Source organism: Georgenia satyanarayanai (genome assembly GCF_023715365.1).
Classification (GTDB): domain Bacteria; phylum Actinomycetota; class Actinomycetes; order Actinomycetales; family Actinomycetaceae; genus Oceanitalea; species Oceanitalea satyanarayanai_B.
On sequence record NZ_JAMBNZ010000002.1, the window covers coordinates 106,216 to 124,217 of the forward strand.

Genomic DNA, 18,002 nt, shown 5'->3' on the forward strand with positions numbered 1-18,002 from the left:
GGCGCCACCGTGTGAGTGTCGAAGGACTACTCGACGGTGATCGACAGCTCCGCGGTGAGCGGCCCGCCGCCGTACCCGCCGTAGCTGATGATGTGCACGCCGGCGGGCAGCTCCAGCTCCACGTACGGGTCGAGGCCACCGCCAGCGCCCTCGGCACTGTCGTCCGCGCCGTCGACCTCGCCGGTGGACGTGAACACGCCGATCTCGGCGTCACCCTCGGAGGACACCGAGTCCATGACCACGGTGCCTCGCTCGGTCAGCTCGAGGGCGGCAACCCACACCTCGCCCTCGCCGAGATCCACGGCGACGGGCTCACCGGGGGTGGCCGTCTCCGGGACGACGGAGGTGCTCACGGTGAAGTCTGTCTCGGCGGTGTCGAGGTACGCGGAGACCGCCACCTCGTACTCCCCCGGCTCCAGGTAGGCACCGACGGCAGGGTCGAGGGAGCTCGCGTCGGGGTTCACCCGGAAGCGGCCGCGGTCGTCGTTCTCGAGGTCGATCGCGCCGCCGGTCAGCGACATCATGAGGTCACCGCTCGCGGAGACGACGTCGATGACGAGGGGGGTGGCCTCCTCGACGATGATCGTGCCCGTCCAGGTCTCCCCGGCCGCGATCGAGCCCGTGACCGACTCACCGATCGTGATCTCGCCTCCGCTCACGGTGCCACCGGTGGTGGCGTCGTCAGTGGCGTCCTCGGTGGCGTCGTCGTTCGTGGGGTCCTCGGTGACGCCGTCGTCGGTGGCTGTGCTGGCCGGCGTGGGACGAGGCGTGGGCTCGGGGTCGTCGTTGCCCCCGAGAAGGAGGACGACGGCGGTCACCGCGACCGCGACAAGGACGACCGCGGCGACGATGATGCCGATGACCAGGCCCTTGCCCGAGCCGCCCTCGCCGGCGCCCGGCTGCTGGCCGTAGGCGTTCTGGCCGCTCGCGTAGGGCGACTGACCGTAGGGCTGCTGCCCCGCGAGGTACTGTCCGTGGGGCTGCTGCTGGCCGTAGCCGGGCTGACCGTAGCCGGCCTGCGGCTGCTGCTGGCCGTAGGCTGCCTGCGGCTGCTGCTGGCCGTACGGCTGCTGGCCGTACGCCTGCTGCTCCGGCTGCTGGGCGAAGGGCTGCTGGCCGAAGGGCTGCTGGCCGTACTGACCGGCCGGGTAGACGGCGGTGTGCTGCGCCGGGAACTGCTCGCTGGTCTGGGCGGGGAACTGCTCCGTCGGCTGAGCCGGGAACTGCTCGGTCGGCTGGCCAGCCGGCTGCTCGGCTCCCTGAGCGGGAAGCTGCTCCGTGGGCTGCGCGCCGTACGACTCCGCAGCCGCCGTCTGCTGTCCCGTCGGCTGCCCGCCACTGCTCGTGCCGGCCTCCCCCGCCTGCTGCGCGGCGCCCTGCGCGGGCGCGAAGTGCTCGGTCCAGGACGTTCCGTCCCAGTAACGAAGCTTGCTCTGGTCTCCTGAGGGGTCCGGGTACCAACCGGCGATGGGATTGCTCATGATCCGATAGTAGGAGAGAGCGACCACTCCCCCGACCGCCGATCACACTGCGGCATGGGGACTTCTCCCCGCGGTTCCGGGCGTCGGACAGCACGACGAGGGGCCCGGGTGACCCCGGGCCCCTCGTCCTCAGCTCGTGTCAGCCGGCGTCGCGCGCGCGGCGGCGCTGGGACAGCTCGTCCTCGACCGGCGCGCCGGCGCGCTCGGCACGCTCGGTCGGGAGCTCGGCGAGCGACCCCTCGACCTCGCGCCACACGCGGCCGACGGCGATGCCGAAGACGCCCTGCCCGCCCTGCACGAGGTCGATGACCTCGTCGGCGCTCGTGCACTCGTAGACGCTCGCACCGTCGCTCATCAGCGTGATGCCGGCGAGGTCGTCCACGCCGCGCTCGTGCAGGTGGTGCACCGCGGAGCGGATCTGCTGGAGCGAGACGCCGGTGTCGAGCAGCCGCTTGACGACCTTGAGGACGAGGATGTCGCGGAAGCTGTAGAGGCGCTGGGACCCGGAGCCACTGGCGTTGCGGATGCTCGGCTCGACGAGACCCGTCCGTGCCCAGTAGTCGAGCTGACGGTAGGTGATCCCTGCCGCCCGGCAGGCCGTGGGCCCGCGGTAACCGGTCTCGGTGTCGAGGTCGGGAAGGGAGTCCCCGAAGAGCATCCCCTGCGCCCGCTGGGGCACCCCGCTCGCTGCGCCGGCCGTCGCGTCGCTGCCGCTCACGTGCACTCCCGTTCGTCCACGCCGCGCACGAGATGTGCTCCGGCCCTGATGACCCCCACGCTATGACCAGGGGGGACCCCAGTCAACGACATGCGCGGCAAGCCGCGATCGGCGTGTCGAACCAGCGTGTCTTAGTCTCAAGAGAAGGTTGAGGTCCACCTCGTGGTGCAGCCTCTTACGGCTCGAAGTCCTCCGGTTCGACGTTCTCGAGGAACGCCTGGAAGTCGGCCACGACCTCGGCCTCGTCCTCCGCGTCCATGATGACGCCGGCCGCTGTGAGGACTCCCTCGTCGCACAGCACCGGGCACCGGGCGCGCAGCGCGAGGGCGATGGCGTCGGAGGGGCGCGAGTCGACGTGCTGCCCCGAGGACAGGACGAGCTCGGCGTGGAAGGTGCCCTCCTTGAGGCGGGTGACGCGCACCTGCTCGAGCTGCACGCCCGTGGCGTCGAGGAGGGAGATGAACAGGTCGTGGGTTTGGGGACGCTCGGGGACGATGCCCGCCTGTGCCGTGGCGATGGACGCTCCCTCGCGCGGCCCGATGACGATGGGCAGCACCACCCGACCCTCGTCGCGGACGGCCAGGACGACGACGACCTCGTTCTCCGGGATGCTCACCCGGACGCCGAGCACGTCCATCTCTCGCATGTCAGCAACGGTACGGCCATCGCGGCGGCGGTGCGCGCGAAATGCCCCGCGTGCGCGCGAGGTGCGGCGCTCAGTCGAGGTCGTCGACGGCGGCGCGGAGCAGCTCCGCGTGCAGCCGCCCGTAGAGCTCGGCGAGCTCCTGAGCGCGCGCGGCGGCACGCTCCCGCCCGGCGCCCGAGCGCTGGGCGCGCACCGGGGCCACGACCTGCTCGATCGTGTCGGCCTGCCGCTCGGCGGCCGTGCGCACCGTGCGCAGGTGGCGCGGGCTGATCCCCTGGCGCGCGAGCGCGGCGGCGTGCTGGACGACGTCGACGGCGCGGCCCGGGTAGCGTCCACGCGCGTCGGGAGCGATGAGGCCGGCCCCGGCGATCTCGTCGATCTCGGCGAGGCTCACCCCGGTGAGGTCGGCGATTTCCTGCGCCCGCACCCGTGCCGAGGGCCGCGGGCGGACGAGCTCGCCGTCGCGGGCGACGACGCGAGTGCCGGGCACCGACTCCACTGGGCGCCCGGCGTCGAGGTCCTCGAGCTGGTCGCGGATGACGCGCAGCGGCAGGAAGGAGTCACGCTGCGCGGTGAGGGCGAAGCGCAGACGCTCGACGTCGGCCTGGCTGTACATGCGGTAGCCGGAGCCACTGCGGCTCGGGCTCACCAGGCCCTGCTCCTCGAGGAAGCGGAGCTTGGAGATGCGCACGGCGGGGAACTCCGGCTGCAGGGCCGCGAGCACGGCGCCGATGCTCATCGTGGGGTCGGTGGAGGCGCCCGGGGGCCATGGCCGCGGCTGCTCCTGCGGCTCCTCGGGGTGGGACTCGGTGGCGCGGCGGGCGGTCGAGCTCACGAGGCCGGCGCGTCCCCGCGGTGCGGGCTGGGGTGGTAGGTGAGCCGGTACTTGCCGATCTGCACCTCGTCACCCGCGTTGAGCACGGCGGAGTCGATGCGCTCCAGGTTGACGTAGGTGCCGTTGAGCGAGCCGACGTCACGCACGACGTAGCCGCCCTCGTGGGCGAGGAACTCCGCGTGCCGGCGCGAGACCGTGACGTCGTCGAGGAAGATGTCGGCGGTGGGGTGACGGCCCGCGAGGGTGCGGTCGGTGTCGAGGAGGAAGCGCGCACCCGCCGTCGGCCCGCGCTGGACGATGAGCAGGGCGTGCCCCGGGGGCAGCCCGTCGATCGCGGCGCGGTCGGGCGGGGGGACGTCGGAGCGCTCCGCGGTCTCGTCACTCGCACCGATCGCCCCGAAGCGGGCGGTCGTGCTCGACAAGTCCTGCGGCTCGGGCTCGATTCCCATGGCGTGTACTCCCCTCGGCGGCACCACCGGGCTCGTCACCCGGCGCTGGACCCCACCATAGTTCCCCACGGGGCTCCTGTGACAGGCACCGCGTCCCGGGTGGCCGCTCAGCGGTTCTCGACGGGCGCCGGGGTGGCCCACTCGGGCTCCGCCAGGGAGCGCACGGAGGCGATCGACAGCTGGTCGTGCTGGGTCACCTCGGCGGCCGCGCCGGCGCCCCGGATCGAGGAGAGCGCACCACCGGGGATGTCGAGGGCGACGGCGAGGGTCTGGGGATCACCGATGGCGCGCCACACGTAGGGGGCGCTGATGTCGGTGCCGCTCACGACCAGTCCCCCGGGCCGTGTGCCGAGCCAGCTCGAGGCGGTGATCCGCTGGTCGTTGAGTTCGATGGCCTCGGCGCCGGCGTTGCGCAGCTCCTCGAGCACGGTGACGAACACGGGCGCGCTGACGGCGCCGGAGGGGTCGTGGACCGCGAGCTCCACGCCCGGGCCGGTCACGGGCAGCGCCCCGGCAAGGATGCCCTGCACCCGTGCCTGCTGGGCGGCGGCCTCCTGGGCCGCCGCGCGCGAGCTGGAGCCGGACTCGAGCTCCCCGAGCTCGCGGCGCAGCTCCATGCCCTCCTCGGTGAGCTCTCGGTTGCGCACGCTGAGCTCGTCCAGGAGCCGGACGATGTCGTCCTGGCGCATGGTCGCGTAGGTGTCCTCCTGGGTCTGGCGGACCTGGACGGCGAGCGCGAAGCCCACGGCCGCGCAGAGCAGCACGATGAGGACGTGGACCCACGTGGGGTGGCGCCCCAGGAGCAGGTGCCGCAGGCGCCCCGCTCCCCCGCCGGTCGCCGTCCTTCCCGCGTCGTGTGTCATGCCTTGAAGATGTGCCGGCGGATCGAGGCCGCGTTGGAGAAGATACGGATCCCGAGGACGACGACGACCGCCGTCGTCATCTGGGCGCCCACGCCGAGCTGGTCACCGAGGAAGACGAGCAGCGCCGCGATGAGGACGTTGAAGAGGAAGGAGACGACGAAGACGCGGTCGTCGAAGACGCCGTCCAGGTAGGCGCGCAGGCCCCCGAAGAGAGCGTCGAGGGCGGCGACGACGGCGATCGGCAGGTAGGGCTGCAGCACCGCCGGGACGGTCGGCTCGACGGCGATACCGACGACGACGCCGATGACGAGCCCGATGACAGCGAACACTCAGCGATCCTCCCTCGACACGTGCACGTGGCACGGCCTCCCGTGACGCCCCATCATCGGTCCTCCCGGCCCGTCTGCGCCTCGAGCGGCTCGGCGTGGCGCAGCGTGCGCGCCGTCGTCCCGGGCAGGACGAGCTCGTCGGCCTCCTCGATGCTCACCGAGATGCCGAAGGAGTCGCGCAGCGTCCCCAGGTGCGTGCCCCCCGTGCTCCGCGTGAGGCGGGCACTCATGTCGCCGGGGTTGCCCACGGCCTCGACGACGTAGGGCCGGGCGAGCGGGGCGAGGTCGACGAGGATCGCCGGTCCGGCGGAGCGGATCGCGCTGAGCCCGGAGAGCCGGTGCCCGTTGATCGCCACCGCCTCGGCGCCCGCCGACCACAGGGCGTTCGCGAGCACCTGGAGGTCGAGGTCCTGGACGCGTCCCAGGTCCGCTCCCGGCTCCCCGGCCTGGGCGTCGCGGGAGTCGTCGAGGGTGATCCGCAGGCCCGGGCCGCGGACGCGGGCGCTGCCGGCGTTGAGGGTGAGCAGCTGGACCCGCTCGAGGAACTCGGGGTCGCTCCCGCGCAGCGACTCCTCCTGCAGGCGCTCGATCTCCTCCACGAGGGCGGCGTTGTCGGCGCGCAGCTGCTCCCCGCGTGCGGCGCCGTCCTCCACCTGGGCCAGGAGCAGCGCGCGTGCGTCACCGGCGCCGTCGGCCGGTGCGCGCAGCTCGCGGGCCGCCCACACCGCTCCGAGTCCCAGTGTCGCAGCCACGACGAGGACGAGGCCCTTGCGCCACCAGGGCAGCTGCGGTGCCGTGCCGGCCGCGCGTCGCTGGGCGGCGGCGGCGTAGCCCGGGTCGAGCGGCCGCTCGACGACCTCCCGCAGGAGGGTCATCGACTGGTCGGGGCGACCGGGCTGCTGCTTCACGCCGGGCTCGCCGCCCGGCGGTCACGGCGGACGATCCACGCCACCTGCTCGAGGTAGAGCAGGCAGGCGAACCAGTACAGGCCCACACCCCACAGTGCGATCGCCCAGCCGGCCGTCGAGGCCGCGGTGCCGAGGGCGCCGGGGACGGAGGCGAGGAGGAGCAGTGGGAAGGCGTACATGAGGCAGAAGGTGCCCGCCTTGCCGGCCATGTGGACCGGCAGCGTGCCGTAGCCGTGCCGCAGGAGCACCGGGATCGTCCCGGCGAGGACGAGCTCGCGGGCCACGATGACGGCGACCAGCCACCACGGGATGATGTCCCGGTAGGCCAGCCCGATGAGGGTGACGAGGATGTAGAGGCGGTCGGCGGCAGGGTCGAGCATCTGCCCGAGGCGGCTGGCCTGGTCGAAGCGCCGGGCGATGTAGCCGTCGGCCCAGTCGGTGAAGCCGGCGACGGCGACGACGATGACTGCCGCGGCGTCGTGCTCGGCCACGATGAGCCACGCGAACACGGGGATGAGCGCCAGCCTGAGAAAGCTGATGGCGTTGGGGATGGTCCACACGCGCTGCTCGGCAGCGCGCGCCGCCTTCTCCCTGGTGCTCACGGGGTCCAGCGTACGCACGAGGTCGGACAGGGCGGGCGGAGCGCGCCCGGCGTGACCGCGCTGTGACCTGACCGTACTCTTCTCGACCATGCGACTCGGAATGTTCCTTCCCCAAGGCTGGCGATTCGACCTCGTCGGCGTCGACGACGCCGAGCAGTGGCCGCTCATGCGTGACCTCGCCCGCCGTGCCGACGCCGGACCGTGGGAGTCGGTGTGGGTCTACGACCACTTCCACACCACCCCGGTGCCCAGTGAGGAGGCCACCCACGAGGCGTGGTCCCTCATGGCGGCCCTCGCCGCCAGCACCGAGCGGGTCCGCCTCGGCCAGATGTGCACGTGCATGGCCTACCGCCCGCCCATGTACCTCGCCAAGGTCGCCGCGACGGTCGACCACGTCAGCGGCGGACGCCTCGAGATGGGCATCGGCGCCGGCTGGTACGAGCACGAGTGGCGCGCGTACGGCTACGGCTTCCCGCGGGCCGGGGAGCGCCTGGCGATGCTCGACGAGGGCGTGCAGATCATGCGCCAGGCCTGGCGCGAGGGCCGGGCCACCTTCTCGGGCAAGCACTACGAGGTCGACGGCGCGATCTGCCGTCCCCTCCCCCTCCAGGAGGGCGGCGTCCCGCTGTGGATCGCCGGTGGTGGCGAGAAGGTCACCCTGAAGATCGCCGCCCGCTACGCCGACTACACGAACTTCGACGGCACGCCCGAGGGCTTCGCGCGCAAGTCCGAGATCCTCGCCGAGCACTGCCGCGAGGTCGGCACCGACGTCGGGCGCATCACCCGCTCGGCCAACTACAACGTCGCGATCGGCCGGGACGAGGCCGAGGTCCGTGACCGCGTCGAGCAGCTCGCCGACCGCCTCCGCAGGGCCGGCGTGGACGAGGAGCGCGTCCAGCGCGAGCTCGGGTCGGTGTGCGACATGCCGGCCTACGGGACGCCGGAGCAGATCGTCGAGAGGCTCCGTGCGCTGGAGGAGCAGGGTATGACGTACGGGATCTTCTACTTCCCCGAGGCCGCTTACGACACGAGTGGCATCGAGCTCTTCGAGCGCGAGGTGGCCCCCGCGCTGGGGTGAGCGACGGGCAATGCCCTGAGCCAGCGCAGGTCAATAGCCGGTCAAAGACGTCACGGTGCGATAACGATCGGGACCCCTCCTTTCGGTGCGTCCGGGTCCCGCGGGTCCCCCATGCCAGGGAGGGTCGCGGCGCGCCACCGCGCGGATCGTGCGGTGGTGCGCCCGGGAGGGAACTGCCGGTGGGGGGCGCGGTTCGGGTCCTTGAGGTCCCTCCTGCTCTTCCCTAGCGTGGCCGAGCACCATGACCACTCGGGGCGACTGGTCGTCTCCGTGCGCTGCTCCCTGCGGCCCGGAGGTGACTCCGTAGGACCCAGCCTCGTGCAAACCGAAGGGACCATGATGACCATGACTTCTGCCCGACGACGGGCGGCGATCCCGGCGGCCGCAGCAGTACTCGCGCTCGGACTCGCAGCGTGCGGCGGCGACGGCGACGGCGAGGACGGCGCGGTCGAGCCGAGCGAGGGCCAGAGCACGCTCGAGGCCCTCCAGGAGGCCGGCACCATCACCGTCGGCTTCGCCGGCGAGGCGCCCTACAGCTTCCAGGACGAGGGCGGCGAGCTCGTCGGCGCCTCCGTGGCGCTGCAGGAGCGCATCTGGGGCGAGCTCGGCGTCGACACCGTCGACGGCGTCCAGGCCGAGTTCGGCCAACTCATCCAGGGTCTCAACGCAGGCCACTTCGACGTCGTCGCGGCCGGCATGTCGATCCTGCCCGAGCGCTGCGAGCAGGCGATCTTCTCCGAGCCGGAGTTCCAGTACACGACGGCGCTCATGGTCGAGGAGGGCAACCCCTTCGACGTCCACGACATGCAGGACATCGTCGAGGCGCAGGACGACGGCCTGCGGATGGCGGCCATGACCGGCGCGATCGAGGCCACCTACGCCTCCGACCTGGGGATCGAGGCCACCGAGGTCGGCAACCCGCAGGACGGGATGGACCTCATCACCGGCGGCCGCGCCGACGTCTTCGCCCTCACCGGCATCTCCCTCAACTGGATGGTGGACAACGCCGCCAACGACCCGGGCGTCGAGGTCACCGACACCTTCATCGCCGTCATCGACGGCGTCGAGCAGGTGGGCGCCGGCGGGACCGTCTTCCGCCCCGAGGACACCGAGCTGCGGGACGCCTACAACGAGAAGCTCGCCGAGATCGTCGGCAGCGAGGAGGAGTACCTCTCCGTCGTCGGCGACTGGGGCTTCACCGAGGGTGAGCGTCCGACCGGGGACTTCACCACCGAGGACCTCTGCGCCGGCAACATCGGCTGACGCCCCTCGATGAGTGAGAACCTCGATGCCCTGGCGACGCTGTGGCCGCAGTTCGTCGACGGCATCATCGTCACCCTCCAGCTGACGATCGGCGGCTCGGCCCTCGCGCTCGTGCTCGCTGTTGCGCTCGGTCTCGCCGCGCGCCACCAGAACGTGGTGGTGCGCGGCGCGGCGCGGGTCGTCATCGAGTTCTTCCGCGGCACCTCACTGCTCGTCCAGCTCTTCTTCCTCTTCTACGTCATGCCGCTCGCGTTCCCGGACCTGTTCGCCAACCGTGAGGTGGCCGGTCTCGTCTCCGGCATCGTCGGGCTCGGCCTCAACTACGGGGCCTATGGCGCAGAGGTCGTGCGCGGTGCTATCAACGCCGTCCCGAAGGGGCAGTGGGAGGCGAGCGTCGCGCTCAGCCTGCCCCCGGGCCGGCGCCTGTTCCGGGTCGTCTGGCCCCAGGCCTGGGCGATCATGATTCCCTCGCTGAGCAACCTCGGGATCATGCTCCTCAAGGGCACGGCGGTCGCGTACCTCCTGTTCATGCACGACATCACCTTCGTCAGTGGCGTCCTGCGCCAACGGACCGGCGACACGTTCTTCTCCTACGGCACGGCCATGGTCATGTACTTCCTCATCGCCTACGTCCTCGTGCTCATCGCCAACTGGGGTGAGGCGCGTGCGAAGCGGCGGCTGGGTGTCGAGCAGCCGGCGAGGGGCCTGCTCCGGCCCCGTGCCGCCAAGTCCGGGGTGGTGAGCGCATGAACGACTTCTGGAGCTGGGAGCGCGCCGCCGAGGTCCTCCCCCAGCTGCTCTCGGCCTTCTTCGAGGTCACCCTGCTCGCCACGGTGCTCGGTTCGGTCATCGCCGCCGCGCTGGGGCTCGTCATCGCCTTCGTCCGCCGCTCCGCGCCCGTCGTCATCGCCAAGCCGGTGCACTGGGTCATGGAGTTCATCCGGATGACGCCCCTCGTCGTCCAGCTGCTGTTCGTCTACTACACCTTCACCTCGTGGGACCCGCTGTGGATCGGTATCGGCGTCCTCGGGATCCACTACGCCACGTACATGGCCGAGGTCTACCGCTCCGGGATCGACAACGTCCCTGCGGGTCAGTGGGAGGCGGCCACCGCGCTGTCCCTGCCGCGGAGCCGGACCTGGACCCGGATCGTCGTGCCGCAGGCCCTGCGCACCACCGTGCCGGCCCTGGGCACCTGGGTGATCTCGATGTTCAAGGACACCCCGTTCCTCTTCGTCATCACCGTGCCGGAGATGATCTCCGCAGCCGAGAACTACGGCTCCCGGACGTTCACCTACACCGAGGCGATCACCCTCGCCGGGCTGATCTTCCTCGCGGCGAGCTACCCCACCTCGATCCTCGTCCGGAAACTGGAGAACCGCCTTGCCCGCTACTGACACCACCCCGGTCATCCGCTTCGAGAACGTCGTCAAGCGATTTGGTGACAACACCGTCCTGGACGGTCTCAACTTCGAGGTCGCCAAGGGCGAGCGCGTGACGCTCATCGGCCCCAGCGGCTCGGGCAAGACGACAATCCTGCGCCTCGTCATGACGCTCGAGGAGCTCACCGACGGCTTCATCCACATCGACGGCGAGCCCTTCGTCTACGAGATGCGCGGCGGTAAGCGCGTGCGGCAGAAGCAGAAGAACATCAACAAGGTCTCGACGAAGATCGGGATGGTCTTCCAGCAGTTCAACCTGTTCCCGAACATGACGGTTGTCGAGAACATCGTCGAGGCACCGATCCACGTGCTGGGACGGAGCAAGGCAGAGGCCCACGCCCGGGCGCGCGAGCTGCTCGAGCTGGTGGGCCTGTCGGACAAGGCGGACCAGCACCCCACCCGCCTGTCAGGCGGTCAGCAGCAGCGCGTGGCCATCGCCCGGGCCCTGGCGATGGATCCGGAGATCCTCCTCCTGGACGAGGTGACCTCGGCGCTGGACCCGGAGCTCGTCGGTGAGGTGCTCACCGTGCTGCGCGGCATTGCGAGCAGCACCGACATCACCATGCTCATCGTCACGCACGAGATGCAGTTCGCGCAGGAGGTCTCCGACCGGGTGATGATGTTCGACAAGGGCCGGATCATCGAGGACGGCGAGCCCCGCGCGTTGTTCTCCGCCCCGCGCGAGCAGCGCACGAGGGACTTCCTCCAGGCCGTGCTCTGAGCCCCGGCGAGTCCCCGACGGGACCCCGCCGTCGTCTCACCCCGCCCGCCCTCTCCTGATCACCTGTCGATCACCCGTCGTCGGCCCGTTCCCCGCGTGCGGGAACGGGCAGCATCCGGAGACTGCCAGGCGGATGAGGGGATGACGCGGACATGGGCCGGACGACTCGGGTGGCGGCGGCCACCGCGGGAGCTGCACTCGTGCTCGGGGGGATCACGACGGCGGGACCAGCCGCCGCCGACGTCTCCGGCTTCACCCTCAACGGCTACAGCTTCGGACCGAACGCGACCGTCATGGTCGACATCGGCACCCTCACCCGTGACTGCGACACCTTCTGGACGGCGTCGGACATCTACGTCGTCCCGAGCGGCTCCGTGGGTCCGGGCTCCACGCTGAGCGACGTCTCCGGGTCGCCCAACACCCTCCAGGGCACCGGCCTGGGCAGCGGCGTCTTCGGGGAGATCCTCGCGATCACCGCCCCGAGCGGGAGCGTCGGCGCCGGCACCTACGACCTCGTCGAGGACACCTGCCAGAACGGCGTCCTCGACGGGAGCGACTCGCTCCTCTCCCCCGCCTTCGAGGTCGTCCTGCCCACCGGTGTCCCGCTCCTGCCGGACCCCGCCATCCAGGCGATGAAGGGTGCCGCCGAGGAGCAGGCCGACCACTGGGTGGACGCGGCGATGGCGTACACGGCCTTTTTCGCGGTCACGCAGGGCTACCTCCTCGCCTCCGACGCGCGCAACCTGCTCTCCTTCTACCTCACCTACGTGTGCCTGGCGCTGCCCGAGGGGATCTGGTGCCCGACCCCGAGCGTCACGGACGTGTGGCGCATGCAGGCGGCGGTGGTCAAGACGATCATCGACCGCGCCACCTACTACGAGGGCATCGCCGCCGACCCGCCGGACCCGGACTTCACAGAGCCGGCGGTGCCCGCGCCGATCACCGACTTCGCCGCCCCGCTCGGCCACCCCGGGTGGACCGCCTTCGCGAGCTGGGCCGACCACCTGAGCCAGACGACGGAGCTGTCCGCCGCCTTCCTCGCGGCCATGGAGAAGTACCAGGGTGCCGCGCTCGCCGACGACGCGCCCGCGGCTCTGCTGCACGCCCGCGCCGTCCGCGACTACGCCGCGCGGCTGAACGTCGCGCTCGCCAACGAGTCCTCCGCGCTCAACGCCTCGACGAGCGCCTTCGCCAGTGCCGGCACCAACCTGAACACCGGCATGTCCCGGCTTCGTGAGGTGACGGAGCGCATCGCGGCAGAGGGCCTCACCGAGGTCGAGGAGCGGGAGCTGCGCAACCTCGGCGCCACCGACGAGGACCTCGACCGCCTCGTCGACGTCGTCGTCGACGAGCTCGGTGGCGCCCCGGAGTCCTGGACGACCTTCCAGAACTCGGAGATCAGCGTCAACAACGGCATGTCGGGTGCCTACACCCAGCTCGCCAACGCCATGAGCCCGATCATCTCCGAGCTCGAGGCGCTCGTCGCCACCCGCGGGGAGACGCCCTACCCGACCGTCACGGCGCCGGGCGCCGCCTCGGTACCCGTCGGCACCCCGCGCAGCCTCACGGCCCGCTGCACCGGCTGCGAGACCATCGAGTGGGACCTCGACGGCGACGGCGCCTTCGACGACGCGACCGGCACCACCGTCACCCACACCTTCCCGGCCACCGGCCAGGTGCTGTCCGGGCAGCCCGGCCGTGTCCTCGTCGGCGTGCGCGCCATCGCGGCGGACGGACGCACCGCCGCCGATGTCGTCCAGCTCCAGCTCACCTCGTCCAACCGGCCGCCCACGCACACGAGCCCGCTGCCCGCCCCCGGCGTGGTCGAGGTGCCGCTCGACGGGAGCCAGGAGCTCGCCGTCACCGTCGCCGACCCCGACGGCGACGACGTCACCACCGAGTGGCCCGTCGGTGAGGACACCGTCGCCACCGGCACCAGCCACACCTTCTCCCCCGGCACGGAGGAGACCCCGCGGCGGGTGGCGGCGCACAGCACGGATCCCTCCGGCGCCGCCCGCACCACCCAGTGGACCCTCGTGCCCGTCCACCCGGACGTCGACGCCGACGGCTGGCACGCCAACGTCGACTGCGCCGACGACGACCCCGCCGTGCACCCCGGCGCGGCGGAGGTCCCCGGCAACGGCGTCGACGACGACTGCGACCCCGGCACCGAGGACACCGGCCCGCCCACTGCCACCTTCGACCACGCCCCGAGTCCCGCCGTCGTCGACGAGCCGGTCACCTTCACCGACCGCTCCACCGACCCCGACGGCCCCCTCTCCGCGTGGGCGTGGGACGTCGACGGCGACGGCGCCACGGACTCCACCGAGCGCCACCCCACCCACACCTACACCGCCGCCGGCCGCTACGACGTCACCCTCACGGTGACGGACGGCGATGGACAGAGCGACGAGGCGAGCGGCGTCGTCGTCGTCACCGACCGGCCGGTCGCCTCCTTCACCTGGGAGCCGGAGGTGCCCCTCGTGGGCAACCCGGTCCGGCTCACCGACACCTCGACCGACGCCGACGGCATCGCCGCCTGGGAGTGGGACCTCGACCACGACGGCGCCACCTTCACCGTCGACTCCACCGAGCAGCACCCCGTGCACGTCATGGACGCCTCGGGCACGGTCGCGCTGCGGGTCACCGACTCCCTCGGGGTGGTCTCGCAGGTCGCGAGCGCCGAGATCCTCCTCTCCGGCCCGCCCCGCGCCGCGTTCAGCCCGCTGCCGGGCACGGGCCTCGCGGACGTCGCGCTCGTCGACCACGGCGGCAGCGTCCTCGCCTTCTCCAGCGCCGCGGCGCAGAGCACCACGCCCGTGGAGATGATCGACGTCGACTACCCGGCCGCACCCACCGGCTGGCGCACCGCCCCCGCGCTCACCACCAACCAGTGGGCGGTCCTCGACCTCGGCCGCAGCTGGCAGATCGAGGCCCTCGCCCTTCGCCCCGGCACCGGCCAGAGCACCCGCCCGCAGGACGTGCGGCTGGCGCTCGGGGAGGTGCGCGGCACCTCCGCGGACCTCTTCACCACGGCGGTGGACACCCAGCTCGCCAACACCGCGGACCTCCAGCACCTAGAGCTCCACGCCCCGCGCACCGGCCGGTACCTGCGCTTCGACGCGCTCACCAACCGCGGCTCGACCGCGTACACCGAGACCCTCGAGCTCAAGGCCCTCACCGGTCAGGTCGGCAGCGCGCGGGTGCAGTTCACCGACCGCTCCGCCGACGCGGACGGCGACATCGTCGCCTGGGCGTGGACCTTCGGCGACGGCGCCACCTCCACCGAGCAGCACCCCGTCCACACCTACGCGGCCCCGGGCGACTACACGGTGACGCTCACCGTGACCGACGCCGAGGGCAGCACCTCGCGCACCGAGCTCCTCCAGCGGGTCGTCGCGCCCCTGCCCGACACGGACGTGGCCGTGCCCTCCACCGTGCTCGAGGGGCGCTCCGAGCGCTTCACCGACACCACCGCCGTCCCCGCGGGCCGGGCCGTCGTCGAGCGCACGTGGACGTGGGGCGACGGCAGCCGGACCGACGGTACCCTCGCCCCCACCCACGCCTACCCCGACGACGGCGAGTACGAGGTCACGCTCACCGTCACCGACTCCTACGGGCAGCAGGCGACGTCGACGCGCACGGTGACCGTCGAGAACGTCGCCCCGACCGTCTCCGCCGGCCGCGACCACACGGTGCCTGTGGCGACCGTCGAGGGCCGGGCGGTGTCGACGTGGACGCCGGACGCGACCGTCAACGACGTCGCCGCCGACCGCGCGGAGCTGCGGTGCACGTGGGACTTCGGGGACGGCAGCGACGCCGTCGTCGTCGAGGGCTGCACGAGCACGACGGCGCGGGTGCCCCACCGCTACGGCGTCGGCACCCACACCGCGACGCTCATGGTGACCGACGCGGACGGCGGCTCGTCCACCGACACCGCGACCGTCACCGTCCAGCCCTCCCCCACCTACCTCAGCGTCTACCCGGTGCCCGGCTCGCTCACCTCCACCGGCGAGCTGAGCGTCCGCGCCACCCTGTGGAACCGGACCGGGTTCACGCCCGTTCCGGGCGCCGAGCTCGCCGTCACCCTCGGCGACGAGACCCGCACCGTGAGGACCGACGCCGCCGGCGCCGTCCAGCTCCAACTGCCGCTCGGCGCCGAGCGTGAGCTGCACGCGGAGTTCGCCGGCACCGGGGACTACCTCACCTCTGCGGACACGGACACCGTGCCGGACACCCAGCGCCCGCCCGGCGACGTCGTCTTCACGATCGACGAGTCCGGCAGCATGGGCGGGGTCCAGCGCCAGGTCCAGGCGAACGTCGTCCACATCGCCGAGCAGCTCGCCCAGCAGATCGACTACCAGATCGGCGTCATGGGCTTCGGCGGCGGCTTCCTCGCCCACGAGGGACGGGCCGGGCACCTGCCCCGCGTCGTCGTCCCCGCCACCGACAACCTCGACGACGTCGCCGCCGCCACCGCGGCCCTCACCACGGGCGGCGGGGACGAGCCCGGCATCGACGCGATCGTCGACGCGCTGGGCGAGAACGTCGGTCTGCGGCCCGGCGCCGGACGCTGCGTCGTGCTCGTCGGCGACGAGCACACCCAGCGCTCCCAGTACACGGTCGAGGAGGCGCGCGCCGCGCTCGCCGAGCACGAGGCCGTCCTCTTCTCGATCATCACCCCGAACAGCTCGACGCAGGACTACCAGGACCTCGCCACGGGCAGCGGCGGCGCCGTCTTCGACATCCGCGAGTTCGCCACGGACCCGCAGCCCGTGCTCGACGCCCTTCTCGCGTCGTGCGCGACCGCGCTTGTCGAGCGGCCCGACATCACCGTCGCGATCGACGACGGCCGCACAGGGGCGAGCGGCGGTGAGCTGCTCACCTACGCCCTTGACGTCGCCAACGTCGGGCAGGTCGGCGCGACCGGAGTCGCGCTCACCGTCGAGCTGCCCGAGGGGCTCACGCTCGTCTCCGCCCGTGACGGCGGCACGGCCGACGGCGCCACGGTCACCTGGCCCGTCTTCGACGCCGACGCCGGCGCGACCGTCGCGCGCAGCCTCACCGTGCGCGTCGCCGAGGACGTCGCCGCCGGTGGCACGCTCGCCGTCACCGCGCGCGCCTTCGACGACGGCACCCACGGCAGCGACCTCACGCCGGCGAACAACGTCGCGACCGACGTCGACGACGTCCTCGAGCGGCCCCGGCTCACCGTCGTCACCGCGGTCGTCAACGACGACGGCGGCAGGGCGGCGCCCGGCGACTTCACCGTCACCCTGGCGGACGGTCCGGGAGCGCCGGTCTCCGCGCCGGGTTCGGTGGACGGCACGGTGCACGTGCTGACGGCCGGGACGTACGCCGTCGACGGCGGCTCGCTGCCCGGCTACACGACCACCCTCAGCGGGGACTGCGCCGACGGCACCATCACCCTCGCGGCCGGGGGGACGGGCACGTGCACGGTCACGCACGACGACGTCGCGCCGGAGCTCGCGACGCTCACCGTGACGACGCAGGTGGTCAACGACGACGGCGGCACGGCGACCGCCGCCGACTTCATGGTGACGCTGCGACGCGGGACCGAGGTCGTCGCGACCGGACCGGGTGCCGCCGCCGGGACCGTCCACACCCTCGGCGCCGGCGCCTACGTCGTCGACGGCGGGGCACTGGCCCGGTACACGACGACGGTCACCGGGGACTGCGCCGCCGACGGCACGATCAGCCTCACGGCCGGCGGGACCGGCGCCTGCACGATCGTCCACGACGACGTGCCGCCCGAGGTCGCCACGCTCACCGTCGTCACCGAGGTCGTCACCGACCACGGGGGCGCCGCGGACGCCGCGGACTTCGTCGTCGGTGTCGCGGGGGTCGGCAACGCCCCGGGCTCAACGAGCGGCACCGCCTACGCCCTGGACGCCGGCAGCTACGCCCTCGCCCTGGACGAGGGGCCGGCCGGGTACAGGACGACCTTCGGTGGCGCGTGTGCGGCCGACGGCAGCGTGAGTGTGGCCGCCGGCGACGACGTCACGTGCACCGTCACCCACGACGACGTCGCCGCCCAGGTGACCGTGGGTCTCCAGGTGGTGAGCGCGGCGCAGTCCGCAGCCGTCGCCGTGATGGCGGCGCCGGAGGGCTTCAGCCTCACCGTGGGCGGCGAGCCCGCGGAGTTCGGCGAGCCCGTGGAGCTCTCTGCCGGCACCCACGCGGTGGCCGTCGATGCGCCCGACAACTACGCGGTGGCCTACACCGGGGCCTGCGAGGAGGACGGCACGCTGACGGTCGGCCTCGCCGACTCGGTGGTGTGCACGGTCGTCGCCACCCTGGACGAGCCGAGCGAGCAGCCGACGGAGGAGCCGACCGAGCCCCCCACCGAGGAGCCCACCGAGGCCCCCACCGGGACGCCGACAGGGGACCCGACCAGGAATCCGACGGACGAGCCGCCCACGTCCGCCCCGACGCGCTCGCCCGCGGCCGGGCCGGACGCCACCGCCGAGCCGGGGGGCGACACCCCCCGCATGCCGTCCACCGGTGCCGGCGGCGTGTGGGCACTCGTCGTCGCCTCCGTCGTCGCGACCGCCCTGGGCGCACTCCTCGTCCGCCGTCGCCGCTCCCTCTGACCTCTCGACCCGCCCCCTCGACGCTCACCGCTAGCCCACCCCCTCCGCGAAGG

The 18,002-nt window shown here is 72.5% G+C and carries 15 protein-coding genes; 6 read left to right on the forward strand and 9 right to left on the reverse strand.

Features of this window, described 5'->3' with window-relative positions:
* Nucleotides 1-26: 26 nt before the first annotated feature.
* The 9 genes from M3148_RS02740 to M3148_RS02780 form a co-directional block, all read right to left on the reverse strand.
* Nucleotides 27-1,481 (reverse strand): DUF2510 domain-containing protein, encoded by a 1,455-nt coding sequence (locus M3148_RS02740; protein ID WP_251303114.1) that lies wholly within the window; start codon nucleotides 1,479-1,481, stop codon nucleotides 27-29.
* A 139-nt stretch (nucleotides 1,482-1,620) separates the two neighbouring features.
* Nucleotides 1,621-2,139, reverse strand: coding sequence for a MerR family transcriptional regulator (locus tag M3148_RS02745; RefSeq protein WP_251303372.1), 519 nt, complete (start codon nucleotides 2,137-2,139; stop codon nucleotides 1,621-1,623).
* A 235-nt stretch (nucleotides 2,140-2,374) separates the two neighbouring features.
* The gene (locus tag M3148_RS02750) at nucleotides 2,375-2,845 is read right to left on the reverse strand and encodes a bifunctional nuclease family protein (RefSeq protein WP_251303115.1); all 471 of its coding nucleotides are present in this window, start codon (nucleotides 2,843-2,845) and stop codon (nucleotides 2,375-2,377) included.
* 70 nt (nucleotides 2,846-2,915) lie between these two features.
* On the reverse strand, nucleotides 2,916-3,680 hold the full coding sequence (gene ftsR / locus M3148_RS02755; protein ID WP_251303116.1) for a transcriptional regulator FtsR: 765 nt from the start codon (nucleotides 3,678-3,680) through the stop codon (nucleotides 2,916-2,918).
* On the reverse strand, nucleotides 3,677-4,129 hold the full coding sequence (locus M3148_RS02760; protein WP_251303117.1) for an FHA domain-containing protein: 453 nt from the start codon (nucleotides 4,127-4,129) through the stop codon (nucleotides 3,677-3,679). Before M3148_RS02760 ends, ftsR begins: the two co-directional genes overlap by 4 nt.
* Before the next feature lie 107 nt (nucleotides 4,130-4,236).
* Nucleotides 4,237-4,992: a DUF881 domain-containing protein gene (locus tag M3148_RS02765; RefSeq protein ID WP_251303118.1), complete on the reverse strand. Its 756-nt coding sequence runs from the start codon at nucleotides 4,990-4,992 to the stop codon at nucleotides 4,237-4,239.
* Nucleotides 4,989-5,321 carry a small basic family protein gene (locus M3148_RS02770; RefSeq protein ID WP_251303119.1) on the reverse strand — a complete coding sequence of 111 codons (333 nt, stop codon included), beginning with the start codon at nucleotides 5,319-5,321 and terminating at the stop codon, nucleotides 4,989-4,991. Before M3148_RS02770 ends, M3148_RS02765 begins: the two co-directional genes overlap by 4 nt.
* Before the next feature lie 53 nt (nucleotides 5,322-5,374).
* Nucleotides 5,375-6,229, reverse strand: coding sequence for a DUF881 domain-containing protein (locus tag M3148_RS02775; RefSeq protein ID WP_251303120.1), 855 nt, complete (start codon nucleotides 6,227-6,229; stop codon nucleotides 5,375-5,377).
* Entirely contained in the window at nucleotides 6,226-6,831 is a 606-nt protein-coding gene (locus M3148_RS02780) for a CDP-alcohol phosphatidyltransferase family protein (RefSeq protein WP_251303121.1), read from the reverse strand. The genes M3148_RS02775 and M3148_RS02780 overlap by 4 nt, the downstream gene beginning before the upstream one ends.
* Before the next feature lie 88 nt (nucleotides 6,832-6,919).
* Between M3148_RS02780 and M3148_RS02785 the strand changes: the two genes are divergently transcribed.
* From M3148_RS02785 to M3148_RS02810, 6 genes are all read left to right on the forward strand, one after another.
* Entirely contained in the window at nucleotides 6,920-7,909 is a 990-nt protein-coding gene (locus M3148_RS02785) for an LLM class F420-dependent oxidoreductase (protein ID WP_251303122.1), read from the forward strand.
* A 345-nt stretch (nucleotides 7,910-8,254) separates the two neighbouring features.
* Nucleotides 8,255-9,172, forward strand: coding sequence for a transporter substrate-binding domain-containing protein (locus M3148_RS02790; protein ID WP_306469886.1), 918 nt, complete (start codon nucleotides 8,255-8,257; stop codon nucleotides 9,170-9,172).
* Between the two features lie 9 nt (nucleotides 9,173-9,181).
* Nucleotides 9,182-9,922: an amino acid ABC transporter permease gene (locus M3148_RS02795; protein WP_251303124.1), complete on the forward strand. Its 741-nt coding sequence runs from the start codon at nucleotides 9,182-9,184 to the stop codon at nucleotides 9,920-9,922.
* A complete protein-coding gene (gene ehuD, locus M3148_RS02800) occupies nucleotides 9,919-10,569 on the forward strand; it encodes an ectoine/hydroxyectoine ABC transporter permease subunit EhuD (protein WP_251303125.1) in 651 nt (216 codons plus the stop codon). Before M3148_RS02795 ends, ehuD begins: the two co-directional genes overlap by 4 nt.
* Nucleotides 10,556-11,335 carry an ectoine/hydroxyectoine ABC transporter ATP-binding protein EhuA gene (gene ehuA, locus M3148_RS02805; RefSeq protein ID WP_251303126.1) on the forward strand — a complete coding sequence of 260 codons (780 nt, stop codon included), beginning with the start codon at nucleotides 10,556-10,558 and terminating at the stop codon, nucleotides 11,333-11,335. The genes ehuD and ehuA overlap by 14 nt, the downstream gene beginning before the upstream one ends.
* A gap of 152 nt (nucleotides 11,336-11,487) precedes the next feature.
* Nucleotides 11,488-17,949, forward strand: a complete 6,462-nt coding sequence (locus tag M3148_RS02810; protein ID WP_251303127.1) for a PKD domain-containing protein — start codon at nucleotides 11,488-11,490, stop codon at nucleotides 17,947-17,949.
* Nucleotides 17,950-18,002: the final 53 nt, after the last annotated feature.

Excerpts from the sequence above, each read along its gene's own strand:
- M3148_RS02740 (WP_251303114.1), bottom strand. The coding sequence starts at position 1,481 with ATGAGCAATCCCATCGCCGGTTGGTACCCGGACCCCTCAGGAGACCAG.
- M3148_RS02745 (WP_251303372.1), bottom strand. The coding sequence starts at position 2,139 with ATGCTCTTCGGGGACTCCCTTCCCGACCTCGACACCGAGACCGGTTAC.
- M3148_RS02750 (WP_251303115.1), bottom strand. The coding sequence starts at position 2,845 with ATGCGAGAGATGGACGTGCTCGGCGTCCGGGTGAGCATCCCGGAGAAC.
- M3148_RS02760 (WP_251303117.1), bottom strand. The coding sequence starts at position 4,129 with ATGGGAATCGAGCCCGAGCCGCAGGACTTGTCGAGCACGACCGCCCGC.
- M3148_RS02765 (WP_251303118.1), bottom strand. The coding sequence starts at position 4,992 with ATGACACACGACGCGGGAAGGACGGCGACCGGCGGGGGAGCGGGGCGC.
- M3148_RS02785 (WP_251303122.1), top strand. The coding sequence starts at position 6,920 with ATGCGACTCGGAATGTTCCTTCCCCAAGGCTGGCGATTCGACCTCGTC.
- M3148_RS02790 (WP_306469886.1), top strand. The coding sequence starts at position 8,255 with ATGACTTCTGCCCGACGACGGGCGGCGATCCCGGCGGCCGCAGCAGTA.
- M3148_RS02795 (WP_251303124.1), top strand. The coding sequence starts at position 9,182 with ATGAGTGAGAACCTCGATGCCCTGGCGACGCTGTGGCCGCAGTTCGTC.
- ehuD (WP_251303125.1), top strand. The coding sequence starts at position 9,919 with ATGAACGACTTCTGGAGCTGGGAGCGCGCCGCCGAGGTCCTCCCCCAG.
- M3148_RS02810 (WP_251303127.1), top strand. The coding sequence starts at position 11,488 with ATGGGCCGGACGACTCGGGTGGCGGCGGCCACCGCGGGAGCTGCACTC.